Consider the following 25,471-nt stretch of genomic DNA (forward strand, 5'->3'; position numbering starts at 1 on the left):
TTTCGAAGGACGCTGTTCGACGACTTTTCGCAGTAACGAATGCCTGTGGTTATGGGTCCCTGCGTTCGTGTTTGGTCCCGGAAGATTGGTTGGACGGAATCGGTGTAGAACGAGGCGTGGCCTTTATCAGGGAGCGCCTCGAGTCATGGAACTGAACCTGCACGCCAATGCTACGACGACGCCAAAGACGCGCGGCTACATCCAGCGCAGCAGGAAATCAGTCGTCCAATTGGCCGCGGAACTCGGGGTTAGCGAGACCACCATTCGTCGCTGGCGCGGACGAACGACGGTCGCGGACCGCTCGCATCAGCCGCGCAACCTGACGACCAGCCTGTCGGCTGTGGAAGAGAGGGCGGTTTGCGAGCTGCGGACGTCGCTGCAATTGCCGCTGGATGACATCGTCGAGGTGATGCAGCGCTGCATTAATGCCAAGCTATCCCGCAGCGCCATCCACCGCTGTCTGCAGCGAAATGGGATTAGTCGGCGTCCCAAGCCGGACAAGCCAAAGGCCGGCGTCTTCGAGACCGCCAGTGTTGGGTTCATCCATATCGACCTCAAGCATCTGCCGGCCCTGCAGCGTCGCACGAGTTATGCCTTTGTCGCCATCGATCGCGCCACTCGCTACGTCTATGTCGAGATCCACTCCAGGCGGGACAGCGAGACTGCGGCCGGCTTCCTCCAGCGCTTCCTGGCCCACTTCCCGCATGATGTTCACACCATCCTGACCGACAATGGCGCCGAGTTCACCGACCGCTTCGCCGTCGACAAGAAGAACAAGCCGCCCGGTCGGCCTTCCGGCAGTCATCCCTTTGATCGGCTCTGCAAGCAACACGGCATCGACCATCGCCTGACCAAGCCCTACCACCCGCAGACCAACGGTTTGGTCGAGCGCTTCAATCGCCGCATCGCCGAAGCCATCGGCCGCGAGGAAAAGCGCGGCAGCGCCCGCCGCACATTCGCCGACCATGCCGATCGCGACGCCTTCCTCGGCAAGTTCGTCCACGATTACAATCGAACCCGCCTCAAATGCCTTGGATACAAGGCCCCCATCCAGGCCCTCACCAATCTTCCGGGACCAAACACGTTCGCAGGGACGACACTGAAATAGAAACGCCGGAGCGGAAGTTCCGCCCCGGCGTCGGCATTTCGTTTCGACGATTTACGCGGCGTTGTAGCCGGCGACCGCCTTCACTTCGAGATACTCTTCCAGACCGTACTTGCCCCATTCGCGGCCGTTGCCGGACTGCTTGTAGCCGCCGAACGGCGCGGTGCGGTCGTTCGGAACGCCCTGCAGGTTGACGTTGCCGGCGCGGATCTGGCGGCCGACGCGGCGCGCGCTTTCCACGGTGTCGCCGGTGACGTAACCGGCCAGACCATAGGGCGTGTCGTTGGCGATCTTGACGGCTTCCGCTTCATCCTTGGCGCCGAGGATCGTCAGCACCGGTCCGAAGATTTCTTCGCGGGCGATCGTCATGTCGTTGGTGACGTCGGCGAAGATGGTCGGGCGAACATAGAAGCCCTTGTTGACGCCTTCCGGCAGACCCGGACCGCCGGCCACAAGCGTTGCACCTTCCTCGATGCCCTTGTGGATCAGCGCCTGGATCTTGTCCCACTGGATGCGCGAGACGACCGGGCCGATGGTGGTGCCTTCGGCGCGGGGATCGCCGGCCTTGGTCTTGTCGGCCACCGCCTTCGCAATTGCGGCGACTTCCTTCATCTTCGACAGCGGCACGATCATCCGCGACGGCGCGTTGCACGACTGTCCGGAGTTGTTGAACATGTGCATCACGCCACCGGTGACGGCCTTGGCGAGGTCGGCGCCTTCGAGGATCACGTTCGGCGACTTGCCGCCGAGTTCCTGGCTGACGCGCTTCACGGTCGGCGCGGCGCGCTTGGCGACGTCGACGCCGGCGCGGGTCGAGCCGGTGAACGAGATCATGTCGATGTCCGGGTGCTCGCTCATGGCGGCGCCAACCTCGGGGCCGAGGCCGTTGACGAGGTTGAACACGCCCTTCGGCACGCCCGCTTCATGCAGGATTTCCGCGAAAATCAGCGCCGAGGTCGGCGTGAATTCGCTCGGCTTCAGGATCATGGTGCAGCCGGCGGCGAGCGCGGGCGCGACCTTGCAGGCGATCTGGTTCAGCGGCCAGTTCCAGGGCGTGATCATGCCGATGACGCCAACCGGTTCACGCAGCACCGTGGCGGTGCCGATGTTTTCCTCGAAATGATAGTTCTTCAGCACTTCCAGGGTGGAGGCGATGTGGCCGAGGCCGGCGCCGGCCTGCAGGCGTTCGGCCATCGGCAGCGGTGCGCCCATCTCGTCGGACACGGCAGCGCCGATTTCCTTCATGCGGCCCTTGTAGACCTCCATGACCTTCTCGAGCAGGGCGACGCGCTCCTCGCGGCTGGTCTGCGAAAAAGTCACGAAAGCGCGCTTGGCGGCGGCGACAGCCTTGTCGACGTCGGCCTTGGAGCCGAGCGCAATGTCATACATCGCTTCTTCAGTCGCCGGGTTGACGACGGGCGTGGACTTCTTGACGGCGGGATCGACCCAGGCGCCATCGATGTAGAACTGCATGCGATTGACCATCGTAAACCTCTTTATTTCGGGGCGGATGTAAGGGAACGGAAGCGTTCGGCAGGCATCCTTGCACGAAAGCCCGGATATTTGAACCCACCATATGCGGGACGCCGCGTTGCGGCACGGGCTGGATATAAGGTCAGCGCGGTGACGGATGCAAGGCTTCCCCTGTCGTCCCTGCGCCCCGTGCGCAATTGCGCACTAGGCAGGGGCCACAGCTACACCGCCATTTTGCGGTGCCGCACCGGCGCGCCCACGGTGAGACTTTCGGCCGCATCGATGATGGCGTTGGCGTCCATGCCATGGTGCCGGTAGAGGTCGCCGATCGTGCCGGTCTGGCCGAACGCCTCGACGCCGAGGGCCTCGACGCGGTGGCCGCGTACGCTGCCGAGCCAGCCGAGTGCGGCCGGATGGCCGTCGATCACGCTGACGATGCCGCAATCCCTGCCCAGCGGCGCCAGCAGTTTTTCGATGTGGCTGAGATACTGCACGCCGCGGCGGTCGCGGCGCAATTTCCGCGCGGCGGTCCAGCCGCCATGCAGCCGGTCCGCCGAGGTGATCGCCAGCAGGCCGACGTCGCGATGGCTTTCGCCGATGAATCCGACCGCCTCGATCGCCTCCGGCGCCACCGCACCGGTATAGGCAATGACGAGATCGCAATTCGGCCCGGGCTCGCGCAGCCAGTAGGCGCCCTCGGTGATGTCGCGCTGCCGATCCGGCGTCATGATCCGCTGCGGCTGGTCGAGGTTGCGGGTCGACAGCCGCAAATAGACCGATCCACCCTCGCCGGCTTCGCGCTGCATGTGCTCAAAACCCCAACCCATGATCACGGCCAGTTCATCGACAAAGGCCGGCTCGAACGAGGCCAGCCCGTCCTGCGCGATGCCGATCAGCGGCGTGGCAATGGACTGGTGCGCGCCGCCTTCCGGCGCCAGCGTGATGCCCGACGGCGTCGCCGCCACCATGAAGCGCGCATCCTGGTAGCAGGCATAGTTCAGCGCATCGAGGCCACGCTGGATGAAGGGATCGTACAGCGTGCCGACCGGCAGCAGCCGCGCGCCGTTGATCGCATGCGACAGGCCCAGCGCCGACAGCAGGATGAACAGGTTCATCTCGGCGATGCCGAGTTCGATGTGCTGGCCCTTCGGCGAATAATCCCAGTTGAAGGTCGAGGGGATTTTCTCTTGCCTGAACAGGTCGGCATTCTCCAACTTGGCAAACAGCCCGCGGCGGTTGACCCAGGCGCCGAGATTGGTCGACACGGTGACGTCGGGCGACGCGGTGACGATACGCGAGGCGAGTTCAGTGTCGCCGCGCGCGAGTTCGTTGAGCACCAGCCCAAAGCCCTGCTGGGTCGACATCTGCGCCGCCGGCTTGAAGGCGAGTTGCTGCGGCACCTCGATCACGGGCGCGGTCAGACGGCGGCGGCCCTCGCGGTTGAACGGCGCCTCCGCCAGGAACGCTTCGAGCTCGGTCTGTATCTTCGACAAGCCTTCGAACTTGTCCCATTCGTGGCCGGGCCGGATGTTCTGCGTGGTGCGCCACTTCTCCATCTGCGTCGGCGTCATCAGCCCGGCATGGTTGTCCTTGTGGCCCTGGAACGGCAGGCCGACGCCCTTGATGGTGTAGGCGATGAAGCAGACCGGACGATCGTGATCAACAGCCTCGAACGCCTCGATCATGCTCGCCATATCGTGTCCGCCGAGATTGGACATCAGCGCCAGCAATTCCTCGTCGCTGCGCCGGTCGATCAGTTGCGACACCTGACCCTGGTCGCCGATGTCGTCCTGCAAATGCTTGCGGAAGGCCGCACCACCCTGGAAGCACAGCGCGGCATACATCTGGTTCGGGCAATTATCGATCCAGCGCTTCAGCGCCGCGCCGCCGGGCTCGGCGAACGCCGCCTGCATCAGGCGTCCATACTTCACAATAACCACGTCCCAGCCGAAATTGCGGAACATGGATTCGAATTTTTCCCACAGCCCTTCGCGCACCACCGCATCGAGGCTCTGGCGGTTGTAGTCGACGATCCACCAGGTGTTGCGCAGGCCTTGCTTCCAGCCTTCCAGCAGCGCCTCGAAGATATTGCCTTCGTCCATCTCGGCATCGCCGACCAGCGCGATCATCCGCCCTTCCGGCCGGTCCTTCATCCAGCCATGCGCACTGACGTAGTCCTGCACCAGGGACGAGAACAGCGTCTGCGCCACGCCGAGGCCGACCGAGCCGGTGGAGAAATCGACGTCGTCGGCATCCTTGGTGCGCGACGGATAGGATTGCGCGCCCTTGTAGCCGCGGAAATTTTCCAACTTTTCGCGAGTCTGATGCCCGAACAGATACTGGATGGCGTGGAAGACCGGGCTCGCGTGCGGCTTCACCGCGACGCGGTCCTCCGGCCGCAGCACCGAGAAGTACAGCGCCGACATGATGTTGGCGAGCGACGCCGACGAAGCCTGATGGCCGCCGACCTTCAACCCGTCGACATTGGGCCGGATATGGTTGGCGTGGTGGATGGTCCACGACGACAGCCAGAGAACCTTGCGGGCCAGCGCGGACAACAGCTCCAGGCGTGCGGGTTCGATTGCCATGGCAATACTCCGGTCATATCCAGTATCGGTCGATTTTAGCGGGCCTGCCGCTGCCAAAAATCTCAAATTCTCGCGACATACCCGCCAATATTGGGATAAATTCCCACAAAGCGACCTCAAACCACGGGTTCATCCCAATGCAAGCCCTCGATGCCATCGACCGCAAGATTCTCGGCCTGCTGCAGTCCGACAGCCGCATGACCATGCAGGAACTGGCCGACAAGGTCGGCCTCTCGGTGTCGCCCTGCCATCGCCGGGTCAAACTGCTCGAACAACGCGGCGTCATCACCCGCTACATCGCAACCGTCGACCAGAAATCGCTCGGTCTGCATGTCAGCGTCTTCATCTCGATCAAGCTGGCGCGGCAGAAGGAAGAGGACCTCAATCGCTTCGCCAAGGCGATCTCGAAATGGGACGAGGTGCTGGAATGCTATCTGATGACCGGCAACCGCGATTATTTGCTGCGCGTCGTCGCCGCCGACCTGTCGTCCTACGAGGCGTTCCTGAAGAACAAGCTGACGCGTCTGGACGGCATCGCCTCGATCGAGTCGAGCTTTGCGCTGAGCCAGGTGAAGTATTCGATCGCGCTGCCGGTGTGACACAACTACCTCCACGTCATTGCGAGCGCAGCGAAGCAATCCATTCTTTCTTCACGTGGCGCGATGGATTGCTTCGCTGCGCTCGCAATGACGGCGGATACGACTTCGCATTCTCGCGGCGCGATGCGCCCGGAGTTTTGAAAGAAAACCTTACCCTCAAGAACAGAGGGCGCAGGGAAGACCGGGTGCGCGCTGCACCCGCGGTCTCGCGTGCAATGTGCATCAAAAAATGCCGCACACGAGCATACAGGTTCAGCGGAGAGCCTCCGGCCTTCCCTGCGCAATGGCTTTACGGCTTATACGTGATCGTCCTGGTGACCGGCTTTCTTGCCACCATCGCTTGCGGATTGCTCCGCTCACTTGACGCCAGCACCGGGGCGTCGGACCCAAACGATTTCACCGTACGCTGCAGCTCGTTCGTCTCGCGTGCTGCCGCGTCCACCGCTCCCTGCCCCTCGTTTGCGACGATGGCCTACGCCCCTCTGGTGGGACAGGATGGCGGGAGTTAGACGTCTGATTTGCCCGACGGGGCAACGGAAATATTTTTGCGCGAAGGGATGGACAGACTTTTGGTGATTTGCCCGTCGTGCCAATTTGTCGCACGCATCACCGTCATTATGGTCATTGCTGGTACAGGCGACTCGTGCGCCGAAGCTCGTCGAGCGCAGGCGAAGCCGGCAATGTCACATCTCCGTAACGCGGCCGAACCATTGTCCGATGCCCCACACCTGCGAGCAAAAGACAGTCCCATGACCGCAATCGCCACCGGCGGTCGTTGTTGGAAAAAGCCATCGATGACCTTGCTTGAACAACAGCGGCCGCGGCGTATGGGTCCCTGCGTTCGCAGGGACGACGAAACTACTTTCGCGGATCTACCGCCACGGCTCGATGATGATCTTGGTGTGCGCTTCCGGATTGGCGAGATCGGCGAAGGCTTTGGCAACACCGTCGATGCCGACGCTGGCCGTCACCATCGAGGCTGCGTCGACCTTGCCTTCCGCGATCAGGCGGAGCGAATACGCGAACTCTTCCGGCGTGTAGGCCAGCACATACTGGACATTGAGCTCCTTCACGATGCCGAGGAACGGTTCGGAGCGGTCGGTTTCCATGCAGACGCCGACCACGACGATGCGCGCATCGCGCGGCGCGCTCTCGAACACCTGCTGCAGCAGGCCGGGAATGCCGACGCATTCGAAGATCAGTGCGGGCTTGAGCGCCGGCAGCATGGCCTGCAGCGGCGGCCGCGCCGCCTTTTGCTCAGGGGACATCTGCGCATGTTCGGCCCAGGTTGCGTAAGGCTGCGAACGCGCAGGATCAACGACGATATCGGCGCCGAGCTTGGCGGCGAGCGCGCGCCGCGCCGGTGAATAGTCCGCCGCGACAATCGGGTGCAATCCCTTGATCTTGAGCGCCGCGATCACGGCGAGCCCGACCGGCCCGCAGCCGATCACCAGCGGCACCTCGTCACCGCGGATGCCGGCTTTTTCGACGGCGTGAATGCCGACGGCCAAAGGTTCGGTCAGCGCCGCATGCTCGGGCGCCAGCCCGTTGGGGACTTCGAGCAACAGCGGTTCGCTCAGCACCATGCGTTCGGCATAGGCGCCGATATTCTCGTTGGAATAGCCGATGACCTGGATGCCGCCGGCGGGCGTCAGCAGCGCGGGAAGCGAGCACACATGCGTGCCGGGTTTGAACCTGCGCTGCGCGCCCGGGCCATAATCGAGGATTTCGCAGCAGAATTCATGGCCAAACACGACGTCGCGGGAAAGATCCATCGGCTTGCGGCCGGGAAGGAACTTGGCGAGATCGACCATGCGGTGGGCGTGCTTGCGCGCATGCAGGTCGGATCCGCAGATGCCGCAGGCCAGCGACTTGACCAGCACCTGGCCCGGACCCGGCGTGGGCTCGGGCATCTCATCGACAACGATCTCGCCGTTCCGGAAAATAGCTGCGCGCATCGGCGTCTCCTGTGGTTTTGGTCTGTAATACCACAGAGAGCTACCAGGAATAGCGCACAACCCCCTTGCCGGCGTAGGAATTGGTGACGTTGGAGAACTGGCCTTCGAAGGTTCCGGCGAGCGAGAAGCCGTTGACCCATTTCATTTCGGCGGCGCCTGTGACCAGCGCGGAGTCATGCGCCTGCGCCGCGCCGTTGACGACGAAGGAAGCGCCCGGCAGCGTCTGGAACAACGCCGTGACGTTGCGGTCGGTGTTGAAATCATGCGCCCAGGCGACGCGCCCGCGCAGCGTCAGGATCGCGTTCTGCATCGCAAAGGATTTGTCGGTGCGAACGCCGAACTCGCTCCGTGACGCCGTGACGTCCTTGGCGGCATAATTCAGCGCGAAGGTGCCGGCGCCGGATAACACTTGTTCGGCATAGGCCGGCAGGCTGTAGGCGGTGAACTGCCCGGCGGCGTAGGGCGTGATCCCCATCCACGGCGTTGCGAACCGGTAACCGGCCTCGACGCGCCCCGACCAGGCATTGGCGTTGAACTCCGCGCGCAGGCGGTCGATGCCGGCGGCTGTCACCGTGCGGTCGGTGGTGACGTCCTGCCAGCCATAGGCGGCGGCGGCCGTGACATAGGCGGCGCCGAAATTGCGGCGCACGAACGCGCCGGCCTGGAACAGATCGGAGCGGCCGGTGCCGAAGCCCGCGACGCTGAAATTGGTGCCGCCACCGGCCAGCGCGAAACCGACGAGCGTATCGGGCGAGATGCGATAATCAGCGCCGGCGGCAAGGCCGAACGCGCGCGCGGTCGCGGACTGGGATCCGAGCGTTGCATTGCCGGAGGTATTGCTGCCGCCGCCAAAGGCCGAGCCCCACACGCTCCAGTGGGGATCCAAGAGATCGTTGCGCGCGACATCCGCCTTGGTGGCGAATTTGGCGAAGGCGCTGCGCGCGCTATCCTGTTTGTTCGCGGCATAGGCGTCGGCGCCTTCGTCGGTGAACGGCGTCGCGCCGGTGTTGCCGCCAACGCCGCCGCGGCCGTCGATGAACGGATCGGTCAGCAGCGAGAGGAACAGGTTCATGGCATCGAAGGTTGCCTGCTGGGAGCCGGTCGCCAGCTCGCCGGAGACCTGCGTCAGGCCGGCCGGCGTCAACGAGGCGAAGGCGGCGGGAATGGTGCCATTGGCATTGAAGAAATTCGTCGCCGCATTGGCGACGTTCTGCTGATTGACGTTGAGGCCGAACTTGGCGCCGAAATCGAGCGCGAAGGTGAGGAAGACATGCGTGGGATCGAAGCTGATGCTGCCGACAAGGCCGCCGGGCGCGTTGACGCCACTGAAGGTCCCGTTATGACTGCCCGTCGTCATGATCGTGTATTGCTTGATCACGTTGCTGCCGGGAGTGAGCGAAACCCCGACGATACCGCTCAAGTCAGCGTTGCCGGCCACATTGGCGAACGAGGACGTCGTCGAGTTAAGCTGCACCATATACAGCGCGCCCGACTGGAAGGCGAGATTGGCAACATTGAGCGACGAGCCCGCGGTGCCGTTGCCGGGTGCGAAGATGCCGCCGCTGTTGACCGCCGTATCGCCGGTCGTGCCGGTGCCGGCGAGCGTGCCGCCGGCGTTGACGGTTACGATACCGGCGATCGTGCCGTTCACGGTGAGCGTGCCGCCGAGGACGTTCCAGTCCTGCGCGCCGGTGCCAATCACGGTCCAGTTGGAACTGTCGACCTTGTTGAAGGTTGCGAAGCCGTCATACTGAAGGCCGGCGCCGATCAGGCTCAGATTGAACGTATCCTTGCCGGTGCCGCCCAACTGGAACGTCTCGACGCCGCTGCCGATCACGAGGCCCTGGATCGAACTGCCGGGACCAAGCGTCAGCGAGGAGTTGACGCTGCAGGCACAGAATTCGATGGCCGCAGAACCGGTTGCGGCATTGATGGCGCCTGAATTGAATACCGTCCCGTCGCCGGAGACGGAAATGCCCGTCGCATTGGTGCCGACATTGATCGTCCCGGTGTTGATGATGCTGTTGCTGCCGGCAAGGCTGAAGCTTTCGATGCCGGTAGCGGTAGCGGAAGAAACGTTTCTGACAGTGATGGTGCCGCGGTTGATGATGGTGATGGAATCGCCCAACACGGAGATGCCCGCGGAATCATCGCGGGCAACGATCGTGCCCGTATTGGTGACTATTGCACGATCGCCCTGCACGAGAATGCCCGGCGCAGAGTCCCTGACGGTAATGGTGCCGGCGTTGGTTACCTTCGCGTCATTGCCCTGCACGGCGAGCCCGGCGGCGCCGTCGCCACCGGTGATGGTCGCGCCGGCGGCGTTGACGAGCGTGTTGAAGTCGTTGATCGCAAAGATGCCGGCCGCCGGACCAAACGTGTTGCCGATCGTAATCGCGCCTGCGTTGGTCACCGTGCTGTTGCCGGCGACGAAGATCCCGGAGGCGCCATCGCCCACGGTGATGACGCCGGTCGCGGCGTTGGTGATCGTATTGTTCACGCCGGCGAAGATGCCGAATCCGGATATTCCGGCTACAATCGTGCCGTTATTGACCACCACGTTGTTGTCGGCTCCCACCAGGCCGAACCCGCTGGCACCGATCACAATCGTCGCGTTGTTGGTGACGAGGTTGAAATCGCCGAAGATGATGCCGTTGGCGCCGGGGTTCACCGTCGTCAGCGTTCCGTTGTTGGTGACCGTGTTGGTATCGTTGAGGATGATCGTTGCCGTGCCGTTGTCGTTGACGGTCGCCAGCGGCTGCACATTGACGGTGAGATTGTTGAGGGCGCCGGCGTCAAAGCCATCGGCGTCGAGGCCGCTGCAGGTGACGGTCTGGCCGCTCAGGACGCAATCCGCATGCGCTGAAGTCGCCGATAGAGGCAGGCCAACAAGAAGCGCAGCCACACCAAGGCATAGCCGGACCTGCACCCGCGATCGCAATTGAAACCCCACGCCCAAACCCCGCTACCCCGGCGCTCTACGGCGCCCTTTGGAACTCAGGCTAGCACAGCGGTTCCGGCCGTAGTTCTACGGTTCTCCGGAATGGATTGATTCGATGATGAAAAGGGCACTTTCCGCCCGGACTGTGGTTCCCGCGCCACGCTTGTGCGGCGTGCTTCCCATTCCGCGCACTACTTTCGCGCGAGATAGCCTCAGGCGTTGGGCGACGGCTCGGCCGGCACCGCCAACAGCTGCGATCGCCGCACCCGTTCGCGATGGGCGGTGTAGAGGCCGCTGGCGACGATGAAGGCGGCGCCGGTCACGGTCCAGACGTCAGGCACCTCGCCGAACACCAGGAAGCCGAGAATGCTGACCCACAACAGTTGCGTATAGGAGAACGGCGCCAGCACGGAAGCATCGGCGTAACGAAACGCCAGCACCACGATCCACTGTCCGAGCGTCGAAGCGACGCCGATGAAGATGCCGAACGCGATGTCGTGCCAGGTCGGCGTCACCCAGACGGATGACACCAGCCCGGAGAGCAGGACCAGGCCCACCATCGACGAATAGGCCATCACCGTGATGGCGCGCTCGGTGCCGCTCATCATCCGCGTGATGATCAGCGTGCAGGCCCAGCAAAGCGCCGAGACCAGCGGAAAGAACGCCGCCGGGTGAAACGCGCCGGTGCCGGGACGCAGGATGATGATGACGCCGATCAGGCCGACGCCGGTCGCGATCCATCGGCGCAGGCCGACGCTTTCACCCAAGAACACGATCGACAGCGCGGTGACGAGCAGCGGCGCGACGAAACCGGTGGCGGAGGCCTCCGCGATCGGGAGAAAGCGAAGCCCCGAAATGAAGAACAGCGACGAGCCCAGAATCCCCAGGCCACGCAGCAGATGCAGGCTGAGCCGGTTGGTCTGCAGCGCGAAAAGCGGGGAACCGGGCACCATCGCCGGGACCATGATCAGCGCGAAAGTCAGGAACCTGATCCAGGTGATCTCGATCGAGGGCAACGTCGCCGATAGATATTTCGCGGTCACGTCGGAAGTGCCGAGAAAGATCGTCGAGGTCAGAATCAGCGCGATACCTTTGAACGGATGATCGGCGCGCGCGGGCGCCCCGGGTACACGAGGCTTTAGCGGAGCCTTTGGCAGTGCAGCTTCGGGCGCGGCGGACTTCTTCTCCGGCAACGGCAATTCGGCGCTGTCCAGCCTGGCGGCTGCGGCGGGGGGCGGTGTCACGGCAATCTCGAAAGGCAGTAATGATCGACTCGGGCGAGGCTGTAAAAAACACCAATTGCGCCGCTGCGACTAGGTCCGAAAACAGGATGCGGATATGCAGTACCGGGCGCGGCGGCCTGCCACGGCCGGCGCCACACCGCGATTGCAACACTTTGTTAGGAAGTGTGTTCTCATCGAGAGAGTGCGAACTCCTACCTCTCCCCGCAAGAGCGGGGCGAGCGAGAAGCCGCTACAGCATCGGCAGGCCGCGTGGTTTCGGGCCGCGCGGGAACGCCTTGTCGAGCGCGGCGATCTCGCCGTCAGCAAGCTTCAGATCGCCGGCGGCGGCGTTGTCGGCGGCGTGTGACGCGCTCGCGGCTTTCGGAATCGCGAACAGCGACGGCGCGCGCGTGAGAAAAGCGAGCGCGACCTGACGCGCGGTGGCCTTGTGCGCGTCGGCAATGGCCTGCAACAGCTCGCCTTGCTTGCTGCGCGCGGAAGGAAAATCATCATGGCCGAACGGCGAATAGGCGACGACGGCAACGCCGTGTTGCTCGCACCATGGAATCACCGCGTGCTCGATCGCACGCTCCTGCAGATGATAGAGCACCTGGTTGCAGGCAATCGCGCCCTCGCCCGCGACATCGAGCATTTCGTCGAGATCGTCGACATCGAAGTTGCTGACGCCCCAGGAACGGATTTTCCCGGCTTGAACCAGTTCGTCGAACGCCGCGACCGTTTCCTCGAACGGATAGGAGCCGCGCCAGTGCAGCAGATAGCAGTCGAGCCGATCGGTCTTCAGCCGCTTCAGCGACCGCTCGCAGGCCGCGATAGTGCCGCGCCGCGAGGCGTTGCTCGGCAATACCTTTGAGACCAGGAACAGTTTTTCGCGCTGTCCCTCGATCGCGTCCGCGATCACCAGTTCGGCGTCGCCATACATCTCGGCAGTATCGATGTGGGTCATGCCGAGATCGATGCCGCGCCGAAGTGCCGCTACGGCTGCCTTGCGGTCGCCGCGATCGAGATACCAGGTGCCCTGCCCGATCACGGACACGTCGGGACCGTGGCTTCCGAATTTCTGTTGTCGCATGATTTGCCTCGGGTTGGTTTTGCCTTTGCCGGCTGCGAGGCCACTGTAGCATCGCCGCCCGTCACTCCGGAACCGAGGCTATCAGGTTCTGCCTGACCGCCCGCAAGATCGCATCCGACCGCTTTTCATCGGTCATGACACGCGAGATCACGATCGCGCCGATCAGGGCACTGACGGCGCCGATCGCGCGTGTATCGTCACGATCTCCGATGGTTTGCGATACCGTCGCGATGAATTCCTCCAGGCTTTCTTCCATGACCTGGCGCGACAATTCGTCGGCGCGCGCCACATCGGAAATCAGCGCGGCCATCGCGCAGCCCGTGCCGCGCGAATCGCGATGGGTCCGGCTCAGGTAACTCCTGACCATCATCGCAAAGGATCTCGCGCGGCCGGGATCGCGCGCTGCATGGAATTGGGCTTTTCCGGCCGCCAAAGCCCGCCGCAGCGCCTGCGCGATCAGTTCCGAACGGGACGCGAAATGCCCGTAAAATCCGCCATGAGTCAGATCGACCTTCTGCATGAGCTTGCCTACGCTCAGGGCGTCCAGACCACTCTCGCGTATCTGCCTTGCCGCCTCGTCAAGAATGCGTTCGCGATTCCTGCCCTTCTCCGCCTGCGAATGACCCATCCTGATGCCCCGATTGACTCGCCTGAATTCTGAATGATAACCATCATCCTTCTGGATGACAATTGTCATGCAGATGACCCGCCATGCCGCTTGCAGGCGGCGAAAAGCTGCAATGGCCCCGAAGCAAAGAGTTCCACAGGGAGAGTTCAATGTCCGGCGACAGCACCGAAGGCCGCGTCTATCACGAGCGCCACGACCACATCCTGAAGATCGTCATCGACAATCCGACCAAGAAGAATGCTTTCAGCCCGGAGATGATGGAGCAGTTGTCGGACGCCTACACCCTGCTCGACCGGGAGGACGACCTTTGGGTCGGGGTGCTCTGCGCCAGCGGCGACAATTTTACCGCGGGCCTCGACATGCCGAAGTTTTTCGGACCGACCGCCACGCGCAAGCCGCGGCCGGAAGGCAATATCGATCCGTTCGGTCTGGCCAACCAGTGCCGCAAGCCGATCGTCACCGCCGTTGCCGGCATTGTCTTTACGGTCGGCATCGAAATGATGCTGGCGGGAGACATCGTCGTTGCCGCCGACAATTGCCGGTTCTGCCAGATGGAGGCCAAGCGCGGGATCGCACCGCTCGGCGGCGCCCACTTCCGCTTCATCACCCGGGCCGGCTGGGGCGACGCCATGTATCATCTGTTGTTGTGCGATGAATTCACGTCCGCCGAAGCCCACCGTATCGGACTTGTTCAGGAGGTGGTGCCCGCCGGCCAGCAGAACGAACGCGCGATGGAACTGGCGCGTATCATCTCCCGCAATGCGCCACTCGGCATTCAGGTGACCAAGGAAGCCGGCCGCAAGTTCATCGAAGCGGGCGAACAGGCCGCGATCGCCGTCGTGCCTGTTATCCGCGATCGGGTGCTGAACAGCGAGGACGCCAGGGAAGGCATCAAGTCCTTTGTCGAACGGCGCGCCGCGGTCTTTACCGGTCGATAAAGGCAGCTGCGCGGTTCGCCAATGCGCTGTATCAGCGCGAATTGCCGGTCTGGATCGAGAGCGCGCAGTCGCTCGGCATGGAGCCGGTCTAGCTGCGCATGTGCGTCTGCCGGCGTGACATCGGCCGGATACCGCAACTCCGCTACCGCTCGGCGTTCACGATCTGATAGGCGCCGCGCTCGAACGTGTCGTAGACGGCCAGGGCCTTGGCGTCGGCGAACGGCAGGTACTGCATCATGATCACGCCGGCGACGCCTCTGATGGGGTCGACCCAGAAGAACGTGTTGTTGATGCCGCCCCAGCTCAGGCTGCCGGGGGAACGCTTGCCGGGTAGCTGATCGGTCGTGATGAGGAAGCCGAGCCCCCATTTGTCGCGTCCGTCAGCAATGAAAGTGAAGTCGGCGCTGCGCGGCAGCGCGGACTTGAGCGCGGGGACCGAAACCGCGCCGATATGGTTCTGGCCCATCAGCGCCACCGTCTCGGCTTTCAGCACCCGCGCCCCCTCCAGCGCGCCGCCGTTGAGCAGCATGCGCACGAAGCGCCCGTAGTCATCGGCGGTCGAGGCAAGACCGCCACCGCCGACCGGTGCGGCGATGGTGAGCCCGAGCTGCGGCTTCTGCAGTTCAACGGCGCCGTCCATGCGCTCGCCGGCGCGCTGCTGTTGCGCGACGAGGCGCGGCCCCTTGGCCTCCGGCACGTTGTAGGAGGTGTCATTCATCTTGAGGGGGATGAAGATGTGCTCGCGGAAATAATCCTCGAGCTTTTGGCCGGAAACCACCTCGACCAGTTTGCCGACAACGTCGGTCGAGGTGCTGTAGTGCCAGCGCTCGCCCGGATCGAACAATAGCGGCCCGCCGAACGGATAGGTTTCGCCGGCGCGCGGCTTGAAATCGCGCCAGATCGCGCTGGTGAACGGATAGGCCAATCCGGACGTGTGGGTCAGGAAGTGTTTGACGGTCGGCTTTCTTGCCGGCGGACGGAGCTGGTAGGCCCCGGTCGTCGCGTCAAAGGATTCAATGACTTTCAGTCCCGCGAGCTCCGGCAGGTACTTTTCCGCGGGGTCATCGAGCGTGAGGCGGCCCTGCTCCACCAGTTGCATCAGTGCCACCGACGTCACCGGCTTGGTCATCGAGGCAATGCGAAACAGCGCGTCTGATGTGAGCGGGCGCCCGGTCGCGACATCGGCCACGCCGAATGCGCCCTGATAGAGCACGCGATCGCGATCGGTGACCAGCGCGACCACGCCCGGCACGTCCCTCCGCTCGACCGCGCCGCGAAGGCTGGTGTCGAGGGCCGCAGCCCCTGGTGACTGTTGTGCGTCCGCGGCGCCGGCCAACGCTGCAACCCCAACGCCTATCGTGAAGACCATTCCAGCTAACTTTCCAGTCATGGAAGCCTCCCTGTTGCGCTTGCCCCGGGTATCACCCGCGCAGCCCTCCCGAGGCCATCTTGTTTTGTTCGACGCCGGCTCGATAACAGCGACAAGGACGCGGCGCCGCATTCCTGTCGCGCGGCCACCTTAGCACCGGCCATCCGTTGAGTCTCAATGAGCGATTTTGCGCGGCAGCAATGCCAATAATCCCGCGCTGACAAACGGCAGCAACGCCGCAAGCTGAAAGGTCTGACGGAAGGCTGCAAAGAAGCCGTGCCGGATTTGCAGAATTTCGAAGATCATCAGGACAACCGAGGCCGCGGTGACGGTTCCCAGCATTCGCGTCAGCAGCGTGAGGCTGCCGGCCACGCCGCGATCCCCGATGGGAAGCGCTGCGGTCACCATATCCGCATAGGCCAATTGAAACAGGCCGAGACCGATGCCCTGCACGATCAGCCCGGCGACCTGCAGCGCCGTCGAGGTCTGCTCCGTCCACGCACTCAGCAGCAGAAGACCGGCGCCAATCACGGCGGCGCCTGCGATCGCCAGCCGCTCGGCGGAGATCATCCGCTCGATCAGGCGACCGCCGAACGGCGCGGCCAGCACGGCGCCTGCCGCACCCGCGGCCAGGATCGCGCCGCTCTCCGCCAGCGTGTGTCCGGGGATGCGCGTCAGATAATAGGGCACCAGCAGCCAGACCGAAAACGCTGCAAGATTGGCCGTCACGCTGACAAGGTTCAGCAGCGCAAAGCCCGGTGATTTAAGGACGTTGGTGGCGATGATCGGATATTCGGCCCGCGACTGCCGGAAGCCAAAGCCGGCAAAGGACAGGACGGAGAAAAGCCCGAGCGGGATCGCGGCGAACTCGCGCATTCGATTGAGCGCCAGCAACATCGTCACCAGGCCCACGATCAGTGCGATGCCGCTCCAAACATCGAAGCCGTCGCCCGTCTGGCGTGGTGGCGGCGAAGGCATGCCGCGCAACAGCAGCAGTGCCGCAATCGCGATGGGGATGCGGAACCAGAATACCGCCGGCCAGCCCCAGACAGCCGTCAGGGCGCCGCCGAGCAGCGGACCGAGCATCAGGCCAAGCGCCATCATCATGGTATAGATGCCGAGCGCCCGGCTGCGCCGCTTTTCGCCATAGAGCGACGTCACCAGCGCCACGCCGCAGCTCAGCACCAGCGCCGCGCCGACGCCTTGCAGGCAGCGAAACAACAGCATCGCGCCGTAGCTCGGCGCATAGCCGACAAGAAGCAGCGCCACCGCGCTCCAGATCAGGCCGGTCCGGAAGACCACCGCGTGACCGATGGTGTCGCCGATGCGCCCGAGCGCCAGCAGCAGGCTGGCGTAAGTCAGGACATAGCAAATCACGACCCACTGGATATCCGATATCGCGAGGTCGAATCCCCGGGTGATGGCAGGAAAGGCAATATTGACCGACGTATCGAGCTGCGCCGTCGCCGTGCCGAGCCCGATCATCGCGACCTGCCATCCTTTCGAATGCAGCAGGCCGGCGGGTGCGCCAGTGGGAACGGGTTCGGTTGAAGGCACGCTGAATTAACTCATGCGGGCGCGAAGCTGATCGCGCCGGTGCCATCGACCTCGCGGGTCAGCCGGCCGGTCGAGGCCAGCATATTCAGATGCGCCAACGACTCGCCAAAAGCCTGGCGCGGATTGGCGTACAGCACGCGCGAGAACACCTCTTGCGCGACCGCAAACGCCGTCGTCTTGCCCGTGACGACGGATGCGACGTCGTCGAGCCTGTTCATATGATGTTCCCGCATCTGGGTGAGCCGGGTATGCAGCCCGCGAAACGGCAAGCCGTGCGAGGGCAGCACCAGCGTATCCGGCGGCAGCGCTTCGAACCGCGTCAGCGACTCCAGATACTCCTGCATCGGATTGGCATCCGGCTGCGCCGATGGCACGATCACCGACGGTATCATGTGCGACAGGATCTGATCGCCTGCGATCAGGATCTTGTCCTTCTCGCAATAAAACGACGCATGTTCCACCGAGTGCCCGCCCGTCGTGATCACCCGCCACTCGCGCTGACCCATCGCGATCACATCGCCGTCCCGGATGCGGATGAATTCGCGCGGCGGCCGCAGGCCGGGATATTTCGACTTGCGCAGCGAGCCGATGATGCCGGTGGCCTCCTCATCCGAGGCGCCATTGCGCGTCATGAAAGACTTGAGCTGTTCGTCCTGTCCGTCCTCGCGCTCGTGCCACAGCTTCCAGCCGCTGAGCCATTCCGCCAGCGGCATGCGCACCGTGCATTTCGATTCCTTTACCAGATAGCTCGCGAAGCCGAAGTGATCGAGATGGGCATGGGTGAAGGTGAGGTTCTGCAGCGGACGGCTGCGCAGCAGGCCGCGCCACAGCTTGTCCCAGATCTCGAAAACGTCGTCGGCGTCAAAGCCGCAGTCGACCAGGGTCCATCCCGGCCCGTTGTCGAGCAGCCAGCAATTGACGTGGTTGGGCAGCGTCGGCATCGGCAGCCGCACCCAGAACAGTCCGGGCAGCAGGTCCGTCAGTTCGCCATAGGCCGGCGGGCGCGGGACAGTGAATTGCAGATCGTCGGACATGTGTTACCCCGGCCTCACCCATTATCGCTTGTTTCCAGCCTGCGCCCGAATGAATGGTGCAATGCGGGACGTCCCTGGAGAGCGGGACAGCGCGATTATTTCTTTAGCTTACGCGATTTCATCCGCGCATCAACGTCGACAGGGATTTGACGGATCGGCGCGATGTTCGTGCCGTGATCAACCGGTTTGGCGTAACAATGGTAATGGCGATGGGCATCGCGCCGATGCTGACCGCTGCCGCAGCCGTCATATGGCTTCGCTACCGGTGGCCGATCCAGAGCCCTACGCCGTAGGCGCAAGCGGAAAGGTGGGCAAAGGCGCCTCTCGCGCCGTGCCCACCATCTGTCCGCGTCGATCACGAATGGTGGGCACGCTGCGCTTTGCCCACCCTACGATGCCACGTCAGTAATTCGTCCCGGTCTTCTCGTTCGGGATGCCGTCGATCGGGCACTCCTCGGTGCCGGCGGTCGGGCGGGTCATGGCCTCGACCATTTCGCGGGTGCCCTCGGGATCGTTGATCCACTTCTTGTAGAAATCGTAGGGACAGGCCGCGACGCCGCGCGGGCTCTCGCCGGAATTGATCATGCCGGTGTAGCCGCGATGCACCAGCTTGTAGAGATGGTTCTGCGACTGGCCGGTGCGGCGCGCATCGCGGATCAGGGTTTTGGAGAGCTGCGCATACTGGATGCCGTATTCCTCCTCGCCGGTCTCGCCCAAGGTTCGACCGTCGAAGCCGATGATCGCGGAGTGACCGAAGTAGGAATAGACGCCGTCGAAGCCGGCGGCATTGGCGACCGCGACATAGACGTTGTTGGCCCAGGCCATCGCCTTGGAAATCAGGATCTGCTGTTCCTTGGCCGGATACATGTAGCCCTGGCAGCGCACGATCAGTTCGGCGCCCTTCATGGCGCAGTCGCGCCAGATTTCCGGAAAGTTGCCGTCGTCGCAGATGATCAGGCTGACCTTCATCCCCTTCGGGCCGTCGGAAACATAGGTGCAGTTGCCGGGATACCAGCCTTCAATCGGTACCCACGGCATGATCTTGCGGTACTTCTGGACGATCTCGCCCTTGTCGTTCATCAGGATCAGGGTGTTGTACGGCGCCTTGTTCGGATGCTCCTCGTGGCGTTCCCCGGTCAGCGAGAACACGCCCCAGACTTTTGCCTTGCGGCAGGCTTCCGCGAAAATTGCGGTCTCCTCGCCCGGTACGGCGCAGGCGGTCTCGTACATCTCCTTGGAGTCGTACATGATCCCTTGGGTGGAATATTCCGGGAAGATCACCAGATCCATGCCCGGCAGACCCAGCTTCATCCCCACCAGCATGTCGGCGATCTTGCGGGCGTTGTCGAGCACCTCGGCCTTGGTGTGTAAGCGCGGCATCTTGTAATTGACGACGGCGACGCCGACGGTATCGTTGCTCGAGGAAATGTCACCGTGAAGCATGGGGATATGCCTTCTGTTTTGATTTGAGTCTTGCCGTCGGTCGGACGGGAATCATTCGGGGTCGCGCGTCAGTGGCTGATCATCCAGGGCCGCGCGGTCGGAAAACTCTTGGCGCCGCTGCGGGTCTGCTTCACCAGCCGCGACGGTTTCTTGCTCGAGCAGCAGCCGCAACCCGGACCGTGCGAAGCCTTGTATTCGGCAAGCGTCTTCGGCGCGTGGGAGCTGCGCTCGTTGGTGGCGGCGGCCTTGCGCTTGTCGGAGGGCATGCAGAAGAACGCCGGCGCGGTCAGGATCACGCGCGGCGATTCGGTTTCGCAACGCGGGCAATCCTGCGGGTCGTCGCATTCCGCCATCGGCCGCATATCCGTAAACGGGCCGCAATCGTTGCAAAGATATTCATAGACAGGCATTTGGTTTCCTTGCGCAAGACTCTCATGCTTGACGCGTTTTCTTCACGCGAACCGGTATCCACTTCGCTCGAAAACGCTATGTTGATAAGAGCGACGGCGGATGCGGGGCGGCAATTACGCACCGTCCCGCATCCCGTCGCGCAGGGATTACTTGTCCGGCGAGAGCGGCATCTGGATCGAACCGTCGATGTGTTTGATCGGTCCCGCCGACGACGGCATGATGTCGAAGTCGAAGATTTCCGTCGGCAGCCACAAAGTCGCGCAGGCGTTGGGCACGTCGACCACCCCGGAGATGTGGCCCTGGCAGGGCGCGGTACCGAGGATCGAATAGGCCTGAGCGCCGGAATAGCCGAACTTCTTCAGGTATTCGATCGCGTTCAGACAGGCCTGGCGATAGGCGATGTGAACGTCGAGGTAATGCTGCTTGCCGGCCTCGTCGACCGAGATGCCTTCGAAGATCAGATAGTCCTTGTAGTTCGGCGTGATCGGCGACGGCTTGAACACGGGATTCTTGATGCCGTATTTGGCGACGCCGTCCTTGATGATATCGACCTTGATGTGCAGCCAGCCGGCCATTTCGATCGCGCCGCAGAAGGTGATCTCGCCGTCACCCTGGCTGAAGTGCAGATCGCCCATCGAGAGACCGCCGCCGGGAACATAGACCGGGAAGTAGATCTTCGAGCCGCGGGAGAGATCCTTGATGTCGCAGTTGCCGCCATGCTCGCGCGGCGGCACGGTGCGGGCACCCTCGGCGCCGATCTTGGCCTTGACGTCGCCCTTGGCCTGACCGGCATGCGCGGTCGCGGCGAATGGCGGATTGGCCAATCCGGGTATGCGGGTGGGATCGGTCGCGATCAGTGCATTCTCGCGCTCGTTCCACTTCGCCAGCAGTTTCGGATCGGGCAGACAGCCGATCAGGCCGGGATGGATCAGGCCGGCAAAGTTGACGCCGGGAATGTGGCGCGACGACGTGTAGAGGCCCTTGATGTCCCAGATCGACTTCTGCGCCAGCGGGAAATGGTCGGTCAGGAAGCCGCCGCCGTTCTGTTTGGAGAAGAAGCCGTTAAAACCCCAGAGGCTTTCCTTCAGCGGACCGACGTCGAGCAGATCGACCACCAGGAGGTCGCCGGGCTCGGCGCCCTTGACGCCGATCGGGCCGGACAGGAAGTGCACGATCGACAGGTCGATGTCGCGCACGTCATCGGCGGAATCGTTGTTCTTGATGAAACCACCGGTCCAGTCATAGGTCTCGATGATGAAGTCGTCGCCCGGGCTGACCCAGGACACCATCGGAATGTCGGGATGCCACCGATTGTGGATCTTGTCGTTATCGTAGGCCGACTTCGTGAGATCGACCTTGATCAGCGTATCAGGCATCAACAGCTCCCCTTTTTACAAGCCTAGTTGCAGTTCACTTTTGCGCATGATCTTTTCGGAAAACCGCTTCACACTTTTCCGGATCATGCTCGGACGGACAAGAATCAGACGGACAGGAATTTCGAAATCTGGGCGGCATCGACGCTGTCGCGCGGATCGTCGCGGACGATCTCGCCGTTCTCGATGACGAGCACGCGGTCCGCGATGTCGAGCGCGAAGCTCAGCACCTGTTCCGACACCACGATGGAAAGACCGCGCTCGTCGCGAATCCGCTTCAGCGTGCGCGCCATGTCCTTGATGATCGACGGCTGGATGCCTTCGGTCGGCTCGTCCAGCAGCAAGACTTTCGGCTTGGTGGCGAGCGCGCGCGCGATCGCCAATTGCTGCTGTTGTCCGCCGGAGAGGTTGCCGCCGCGCCGGTCCTTCATCTCCAGCAGCACCGGAAACAGCTCGTAGATGTCTTCGGGAACTTCGGAGCCGCCGGACACCACAAGGCCGGTCTCGATGTTTTCCTTCACCGTCATGGTCGAGAAGATCATGCGGCCCTGCGGCACGTAAGCGAGGCCCTTGGCGACGCGCTCGTAGCTCGGCAGCGCGCTGAGCTCGGCGCCTTCCATGCTCACCGAGCCGCTCTTGGTCGGCACGATCCCCATCAGCGACTTCATCAGCGTGGTCTTGCCCATGCCGTTGCGGCCCATGATCGCAATGATCTCGTTTGATGCCACCGACACGTTGAGGCCGTGCAGCACTTCGCTCTGGCCGTAAGCGACGTGAAGATCCGAAATAGCCAGCATGAACGTGCTCCTGATTGGATTAATGGCCGAGATAGACTTCGATGACTTTGGGGTCGTTCTTGACCTTTTCCATCGTGCCTTCCGACAGGATCTGGCCCTGGTGCAGGACCGTGACCTTGTGGGCGATGTCCTCGACAAATTTCATGTCGTGCTCGATCACCAGCACCGACCGGTTCTTGATGATGCGGTTGAGCAGCTCGGCGGTCTTGGAACGCTCGCTGACGCTCATGCCGGCGACGGGTTCGTCCAGCATCAGCAGTTCCGGGTCCTGGATCAGCAGCATGCCGATCTCGAGCCACTGCTTCTGGCCGTGGCTGAGCAGCGCCGCGCTCATGTTGAGGCGGTCCTTCAGAAAGATCATCTCGGCGACTTCATGCACCCGGTCGCGCACGACTGCGTCGCGGGTGAAGGTCAGCGCGCCGAACACGGTGCGGCCGCGCGGAAACGAGATTTCCAGATTCTCGAACACCGTGAGATCGTCGTAGATCGACGGCGTCTGGAATTTTCGCCCCACCCCGGCCTTGACGATCTGGTTCTCCTTCAGCTTCGTCAGGTCCTTGTCACGAAAGTGAATCGAGCCCGAGGTCGCCTTGGTCTTGCCGCAGATCAGGTCGAGCACCGTGGTCTTGCCGGCGCCGTTCGGGCCGATGATGACGCGGATCTCGTTCTCCTCGACATAAAAGGAGAGATCGTTAACCGCCTTGAAGCCGTCGAAGGAAACGGTGAGCCCCTCCACTGCGAGCAGAAAATCCTTGGGCTGATGACCGATGAGCATGACCTATCTCCTCATTCCGCCGGTGCGCCGTCAGCGACCAGGTCGTCGTCCGGTTTGGCGCTGCGTGATGCGAACAGCTGGTCGATCCGCGGCTGGACGTGATCCTGCCAGATGCCGGCTAAGCCGTTCGGGAAGGCAAGCACCACGGCGATGAACAAGCCGCCGAGGCCGAACAGCCAGAGTTCGGGGAAGGATTCCGAAAGGCTGGTCTTGGCGAAGTTGACCAGCATGGTGCCGTAGACGGCGCCGAGGATCGAGAACCGGCCGCCGACCGCGGTGTAGATCACCATCTCGATCGACGGTACGATGCCGACAAAGGATGGAGACATGAACCCGACCTGCAGCGCGAACATGGCGCCGCCGATCGCAGCGAAGATCGCGGCGACGCAAAAGGCGAAGATCTTGAAGTTGGCGACGCTGTAGCCGGAGAAGCGGACCCGGTCCTCCTGTTCGCGCATCGCGACCAGGATGCGGCCGAGCTTCGAGCGCCGGATGAAGTAGGCGATGAAGATGCAAGCGAACAGACAGCCGACCTCGAAGAAGTAGAGCACGACCTTGGCGTGGTCAGGACGGATGTCCCATCCCTTCAGGGTGCGCAGGTCGGTCATGCCATTGATGCCGCCGGTGTAACCTTGCTGGCCGACGATCAGGATGGTCAGGATCGCCGCTACCGCTTGCGTAATGATGGCGAAGTAGGTGCCGCCGACGCGGCGCTTGAACATCGCCGCACCGATGATCAGGGCGAATATGCCGGGCACCAGGATCACGGCGAGAACGGTGAAGGTGAGGCTGTGGAACGGCTGCCAGAAGTACGGCAGCGAGGTGATCTGGTTCCAGTCCATGAAATCGGGAATGCCGGGGGTCGACTGGATCTTGGTGTTCTCGACGCTCGATGCTTCCAGCTTGAGAAACATCGCCATGCAGTAGCCGCCGAGGCCGAAGAACACGCCCTGCCCCAGCGAGAGAATGCCGCCATAGCCCCAGCAGACCACCAGTCCGAGCGCCACGAAGGCATAGGTGAGATATTTGGCAACCAGGTTGAGCCGGAACACGTCGAGGCAGAGCGGCAGGATCACCACCAGGAAGACGGCGAGCACCAGGATGCCGATCAGCTCCGAACGATTGAAGTAGCGGTTGTCGTTCATGGCTTCAGCCCTCTTGTTGTTATTTGCGAACCTTGAGAGCGAACAGCCCCTGCGGCCGCAGCATCAGGATTCCGACCACCGCGAGCAGCGTCAGCACCTTCGCCATCGATCCCGACATGAAGAATTCGAGCGTCGATTGCGTCTGCGAGATCGAGAAGGCGGAAGCGATGGTGCCGAGCAGGCTGGCGGCGCCGCCGAACACCACCACCAGGAAGGTATCGACGATGTAGAGCTGGCCTGACGTCGGCCCGGTCGAGCCGATCATGGTGAAGGCGCTGCCGGCGACGCCAGCGATGCCGCAGCCGAGTGCGAAGGTGTAGCGGTCGACCTTCGCGGTATTGATGCCGACCGCGCCCGCCATGATGCGGTTCTGCACCACGGCGCGGACCTGGCGGCCCCAGCGCGACTTGTACATGATATAGGCGACCGCGATCGTGATCAGCAGCGTCAGTCCCATCACGAAGACGCCGTTGATCGGCACTTCGATGCTTTCGGTGACGTGCAGCGAGCCCAGCATCCACTGCGGCAGTTCGACGCCGACTTCACGGGCGCCGAAGATCGAGCGATAGGCCTGCTGCAGCATCAGGCTGAGGCCCCAGGTGGCGAGCAGCGTATCGAGCGGCCGCTTGTAGAGATGGCGTATCAGCACCCACTCCACCAGCATCCCCAGTGAACCGGAGGCTATGAAGGCCAATATCATTGCGAGAAAGAAGTAGCCGCTGAACAGGCTCGGCAGAAAGGTCTGGAAGAAGTTCGACGTCATCCAGGTGACGTAGGCGCCGAGGATCATGAACTCGCCATGCGCCATGTTGATGACGCCCATCTGGCCGAAGATGATCGCAAGACCGAGCGCCATCAGCACGTAAACGGAAAACAGGATCAGGCCCGCAAACCCCTGCATGACGAAGATGGAGCCGAGATCGCCAATCGAATAATCGCCGAACATGATGTTCTCCGTCGGGGGATAAGGTCCCCGCATCGCGAGAAAAACTCGCGACGCGGGGTCGTAAGCGTGGATTGACGA

At 63.0% G+C, this 25,471-nt stretch carries 20 protein-coding genes; 3 read left to right on the forward strand and 17 right to left on the reverse strand.

The genetic code is table 11. The features are described from left to right. Positions 1-145 precede the first annotated feature (145 nt). Positions 146-1,108, forward strand: coding sequence for an IS481 family transposase (locus BLR13_RS06560; protein WP_074826265.1), 963 nt, complete (start codon positions 146-148; stop codon positions 1,106-1,108). 51 nt (positions 1,109-1,159) lie between these two features. Here BLR13_RS06560 and BLR13_RS06565 read toward each other — a convergent pair whose 3' ends face one another. Further along, positions 1,160-2,590 carry an aldehyde dehydrogenase family protein gene (locus BLR13_RS06565; RefSeq protein WP_074826262.1) on the reverse strand — a complete coding sequence of 477 codons (1,431 nt, stop codon included), beginning with the start codon at positions 2,588-2,590 and terminating at the stop codon, positions 1,160-1,162. Between the two features lie 209 nt (positions 2,591-2,799). Further along, the gene (locus tag BLR13_RS06570; RefSeq protein ID WP_074826259.1) at positions 2,800-5,166 is read right to left on the reverse strand and encodes a hypothetical protein; all 2,367 of its coding nucleotides are present in this window, start codon (positions 5,164-5,166) and stop codon (positions 2,800-2,802) included. A gap of 137 nt (positions 5,167-5,303) precedes the next feature. Between BLR13_RS06570 and BLR13_RS06575 the strand changes: the two genes are divergently transcribed. Beyond that, the gene (locus tag BLR13_RS06575; protein WP_027536530.1) at positions 5,304-5,765 is read left to right on the forward strand and encodes an Lrp/AsnC family transcriptional regulator; all 462 of its coding nucleotides are present in this window, start codon (positions 5,304-5,306) and stop codon (positions 5,763-5,765) included. A gap of 872 nt (positions 5,766-6,637) precedes the next feature. Here the strand turns inward: BLR13_RS06575 and BLR13_RS06585 are convergent. From BLR13_RS06585 to BLR13_RS06605, 5 genes are all read right to left on the reverse strand, one after another. Continuing rightward, on the reverse strand, positions 6,638-7,723 hold the full coding sequence (locus tag BLR13_RS06585) for a zinc-binding dehydrogenase (protein ID WP_074826256.1): 1,086 nt from the start codon (positions 7,721-7,723) through the stop codon (positions 6,638-6,640). 40 nt (positions 7,724-7,763) lie between these two features. Continuing rightward, positions 7,764-10,676 carry an autotransporter outer membrane beta-barrel domain-containing protein gene (locus BLR13_RS06590; RefSeq protein ID WP_244525110.1) on the reverse strand — a complete coding sequence of 971 codons (2,913 nt, stop codon included), beginning with the start codon at positions 10,674-10,676 and terminating at the stop codon, positions 7,764-7,766. Positions 10,677-10,876: 200 nt separating this feature from the next. Continuing rightward, positions 10,877-11,821, reverse strand: coding sequence for a DMT family transporter (locus tag BLR13_RS06595; RefSeq protein ID WP_074831836.1), 945 nt, complete (start codon positions 11,819-11,821; stop codon positions 10,877-10,879). A 316-nt stretch (positions 11,822-12,137) separates the two neighbouring features. Then, a complete protein-coding gene (locus BLR13_RS06600; protein WP_074826249.1) occupies positions 12,138-12,977 on the reverse strand; it encodes an aldo/keto reductase in 840 nt (279 codons plus the stop codon). Positions 12,978-13,038: 61 nt separating this feature from the next. Continuing rightward, complete coding sequence (locus tag BLR13_RS06605) at positions 13,039-13,605, reverse strand: TetR/AcrR family transcriptional regulator (RefSeq protein WP_074826247.1); 567 nt, start codon at positions 13,603-13,605, stop codon at positions 13,039-13,041. Between the two features lie 149 nt (positions 13,606-13,754). Here BLR13_RS06605 and BLR13_RS06610 point away from each other — a divergent pair, with 149 nt between their 5' ends. Next, complete coding sequence (locus BLR13_RS06610) at positions 13,755-14,543, forward strand: crotonase/enoyl-CoA hydratase family protein (RefSeq protein WP_074831835.1); 789 nt, start codon at positions 13,755-13,757, stop codon at positions 14,541-14,543. Between the two features lie 142 nt (positions 14,544-14,685). Here the strand turns inward: BLR13_RS06610 and BLR13_RS06615 are convergent, their stop codons facing one another. The 10 genes from BLR13_RS06615 to urtB form a co-directional block, all read right to left on the reverse strand. Beyond that, positions 14,686-15,933 (reverse strand): serine hydrolase domain-containing protein, encoded by a 1,248-nt coding sequence (locus tag BLR13_RS06615; RefSeq protein WP_157793689.1) that lies wholly within the window; start codon positions 15,931-15,933, stop codon positions 14,686-14,688. A 153-nt stretch (positions 15,934-16,086) separates the two neighbouring features. Next, positions 16,087-17,469 carry an MFS transporter gene (locus tag BLR13_RS06620; RefSeq protein ID WP_074826242.1) on the reverse strand — a complete coding sequence of 461 codons (1,383 nt, stop codon included), beginning with the start codon at positions 17,467-17,469 and terminating at the stop codon, positions 16,087-16,089. Positions 17,470-17,480: 11 nt separating this feature from the next. Further along, entirely contained in the window at positions 17,481-18,503 is a 1,023-nt protein-coding gene (locus tag BLR13_RS06625) for an MBL fold metallo-hydrolase (RefSeq protein ID WP_074826239.1), read from the reverse strand. 402 nt (positions 18,504-18,905) lie between these two features. Then, positions 18,906-19,946, reverse strand: a complete 1,041-nt coding sequence (locus tag BLR13_RS06630) for an aliphatic amidase (protein ID WP_074826235.1) — start codon at positions 19,944-19,946, stop codon at positions 18,906-18,908. A gap of 68 nt (positions 19,947-20,014) precedes the next feature. Further along, entirely contained in the window at positions 20,015-20,356 is a 342-nt protein-coding gene (locus BLR13_RS06635; protein WP_074826232.1) for an FmdB family zinc ribbon protein, read from the reverse strand. Positions 20,357-20,503: 147 nt separating this feature from the next. Continuing rightward, positions 20,504-21,733 carry a formamidase gene (gene fmdA, locus BLR13_RS06640; RefSeq protein ID WP_074826229.1) on the reverse strand — a complete coding sequence of 410 codons (1,230 nt, stop codon included), beginning with the start codon at positions 21,731-21,733 and terminating at the stop codon, positions 20,504-20,506. Between the two features lie 104 nt (positions 21,734-21,837). After that, positions 21,838-22,527: an urea ABC transporter ATP-binding subunit UrtE gene (urtE, locus tag BLR13_RS06645; protein ID WP_074826225.1), complete on the reverse strand. Its 690-nt coding sequence runs from the start codon at positions 22,525-22,527 to the stop codon at positions 21,838-21,840. 19 nt (positions 22,528-22,546) lie between these two features. Continuing rightward, positions 22,547-23,302: an urea ABC transporter ATP-binding protein UrtD gene (gene urtD, locus BLR13_RS06650; protein WP_074826222.1), complete on the reverse strand. Its 756-nt coding sequence runs from the start codon at positions 23,300-23,302 to the stop codon at positions 22,547-22,549. A gap of 11 nt (positions 23,303-23,313) precedes the next feature. Then, positions 23,314-24,447, reverse strand: a complete 1,134-nt coding sequence (urtC, locus tag BLR13_RS06655) for an urea ABC transporter permease subunit UrtC (protein ID WP_074826219.1) — start codon at positions 24,445-24,447, stop codon at positions 23,314-23,316. Between the two features lie 19 nt (positions 24,448-24,466). Next, the gene (gene urtB / locus BLR13_RS06660) at positions 24,467-25,393 is read right to left on the reverse strand and encodes an urea ABC transporter permease subunit UrtB (protein WP_074826215.1); all 927 of its coding nucleotides are present in this window, start codon (positions 25,391-25,393) and stop codon (positions 24,467-24,469) included. Positions 25,394-25,471 lie beyond the last annotated feature (78 nt).

The sequence above is a fragment of the Bradyrhizobium ottawaense genome, assembly GCF_900099825.1.
GTDB lineage: Bacteria > Pseudomonadota > Alphaproteobacteria > Rhizobiales > Xanthobacteraceae > Bradyrhizobium > Bradyrhizobium ottawaense_A.

What these genes read in the sequence shown, in the direction of transcription:
- BLR13_RS06585 (WP_074826256.1), bottom strand. Translation starts at nt 7,723, where the DNA reads ATGCGCGCAGCTATTTTCCGGAACGGCGAGATCGTTGTCGATGAGATG.
- BLR13_RS06630 (WP_074826235.1), bottom strand. Translation starts at nt 19,946, where the DNA reads ATGCTTCACGGTGACATTTCCTCGAGCAACGATACCGTCGGCGTCGCC.
- BLR13_RS06570 (WP_074826259.1), bottom strand. Translation starts at nt 5,166, where the DNA reads ATGGCAATCGAACCCGCACGCCTGGAGCTGTTGTCCGCGCTGGCCCGC.
- BLR13_RS06575 (WP_027536530.1), top strand. Translation starts at nt 5,304, where the DNA reads ATGCAAGCCCTCGATGCCATCGACCGCAAGATTCTCGGCCTGCTGCAG.
- BLR13_RS06565 (WP_074826262.1), bottom strand. Translation starts at nt 2,590, where the DNA reads ATGGTCAATCGCATGCAGTTCTACATCGATGGCGCCTGGGTCGATCCC.
- BLR13_RS06605 (WP_074826247.1), bottom strand. Translation starts at nt 13,605, where the DNA reads ATGGGTCATTCGCAGGCGGAGAAGGGCAGGAATCGCGAACGCATTCTT.
- urtB (WP_074826215.1), bottom strand. Translation starts at nt 25,393, where the DNA reads ATGTTCGGCGATTATTCGATTGGCGATCTCGGCTCCATCTTCGTCATG.
- BLR13_RS06600 (WP_074826249.1), bottom strand. Translation starts at nt 12,977, where the DNA reads ATGCGACAACAGAAATTCGGAAGCCACGGTCCCGACGTGTCCGTGATC.
- urtD (WP_074826222.1), bottom strand. Translation starts at nt 23,302, where the DNA reads ATGCTCATCGGTCATCAGCCCAAGGATTTTCTGCTCGCAGTGGAGGGG.
- BLR13_RS06625 (WP_074826239.1), bottom strand. Translation starts at nt 18,503, where the DNA reads ATGTCCGACGATCTGCAATTCACTGTCCCGCGCCCGCCGGCCTATGGC.
- BLR13_RS06560 (WP_074826265.1), top strand. Translation starts at nt 146, where the DNA reads ATGGAACTGAACCTGCACGCCAATGCTACGACGACGCCAAAGACGCGC.
- urtC (WP_074826219.1), bottom strand. Translation starts at nt 24,447, where the DNA reads ATGAACGACAACCGCTACTTCAATCGTTCGGAGCTGATCGGCATCCTG.
- fmdA (WP_074826229.1), bottom strand. Translation starts at nt 21,733, where the DNA reads ATGCCTGATACGCTGATCAAGGTCGATCTCACGAAGTCGGCCTACGAT.
- urtE (WP_074826225.1), bottom strand. Translation starts at nt 22,527, where the DNA reads ATGCTGGCTATTTCGGATCTTCACGTCGCTTACGGCCAGAGCGAAGTG.
- BLR13_RS06635 (WP_074826232.1), bottom strand. Translation starts at nt 20,356, where the DNA reads ATGCCTGTCTATGAATATCTTTGCAACGATTGCGGCCCGTTTACGGAT.
- BLR13_RS06610 (WP_074831835.1), top strand. Translation starts at nt 13,755, where the DNA reads ATGTCCGGCGACAGCACCGAAGGCCGCGTCTATCACGAGCGCCACGAC.
- BLR13_RS06615 (WP_157793689.1), bottom strand. Translation starts at nt 15,933, where the DNA reads ATGACTGGAAAGTTAGCTGGAATGGTCTTCACGATAGGCGTTGGGGTT.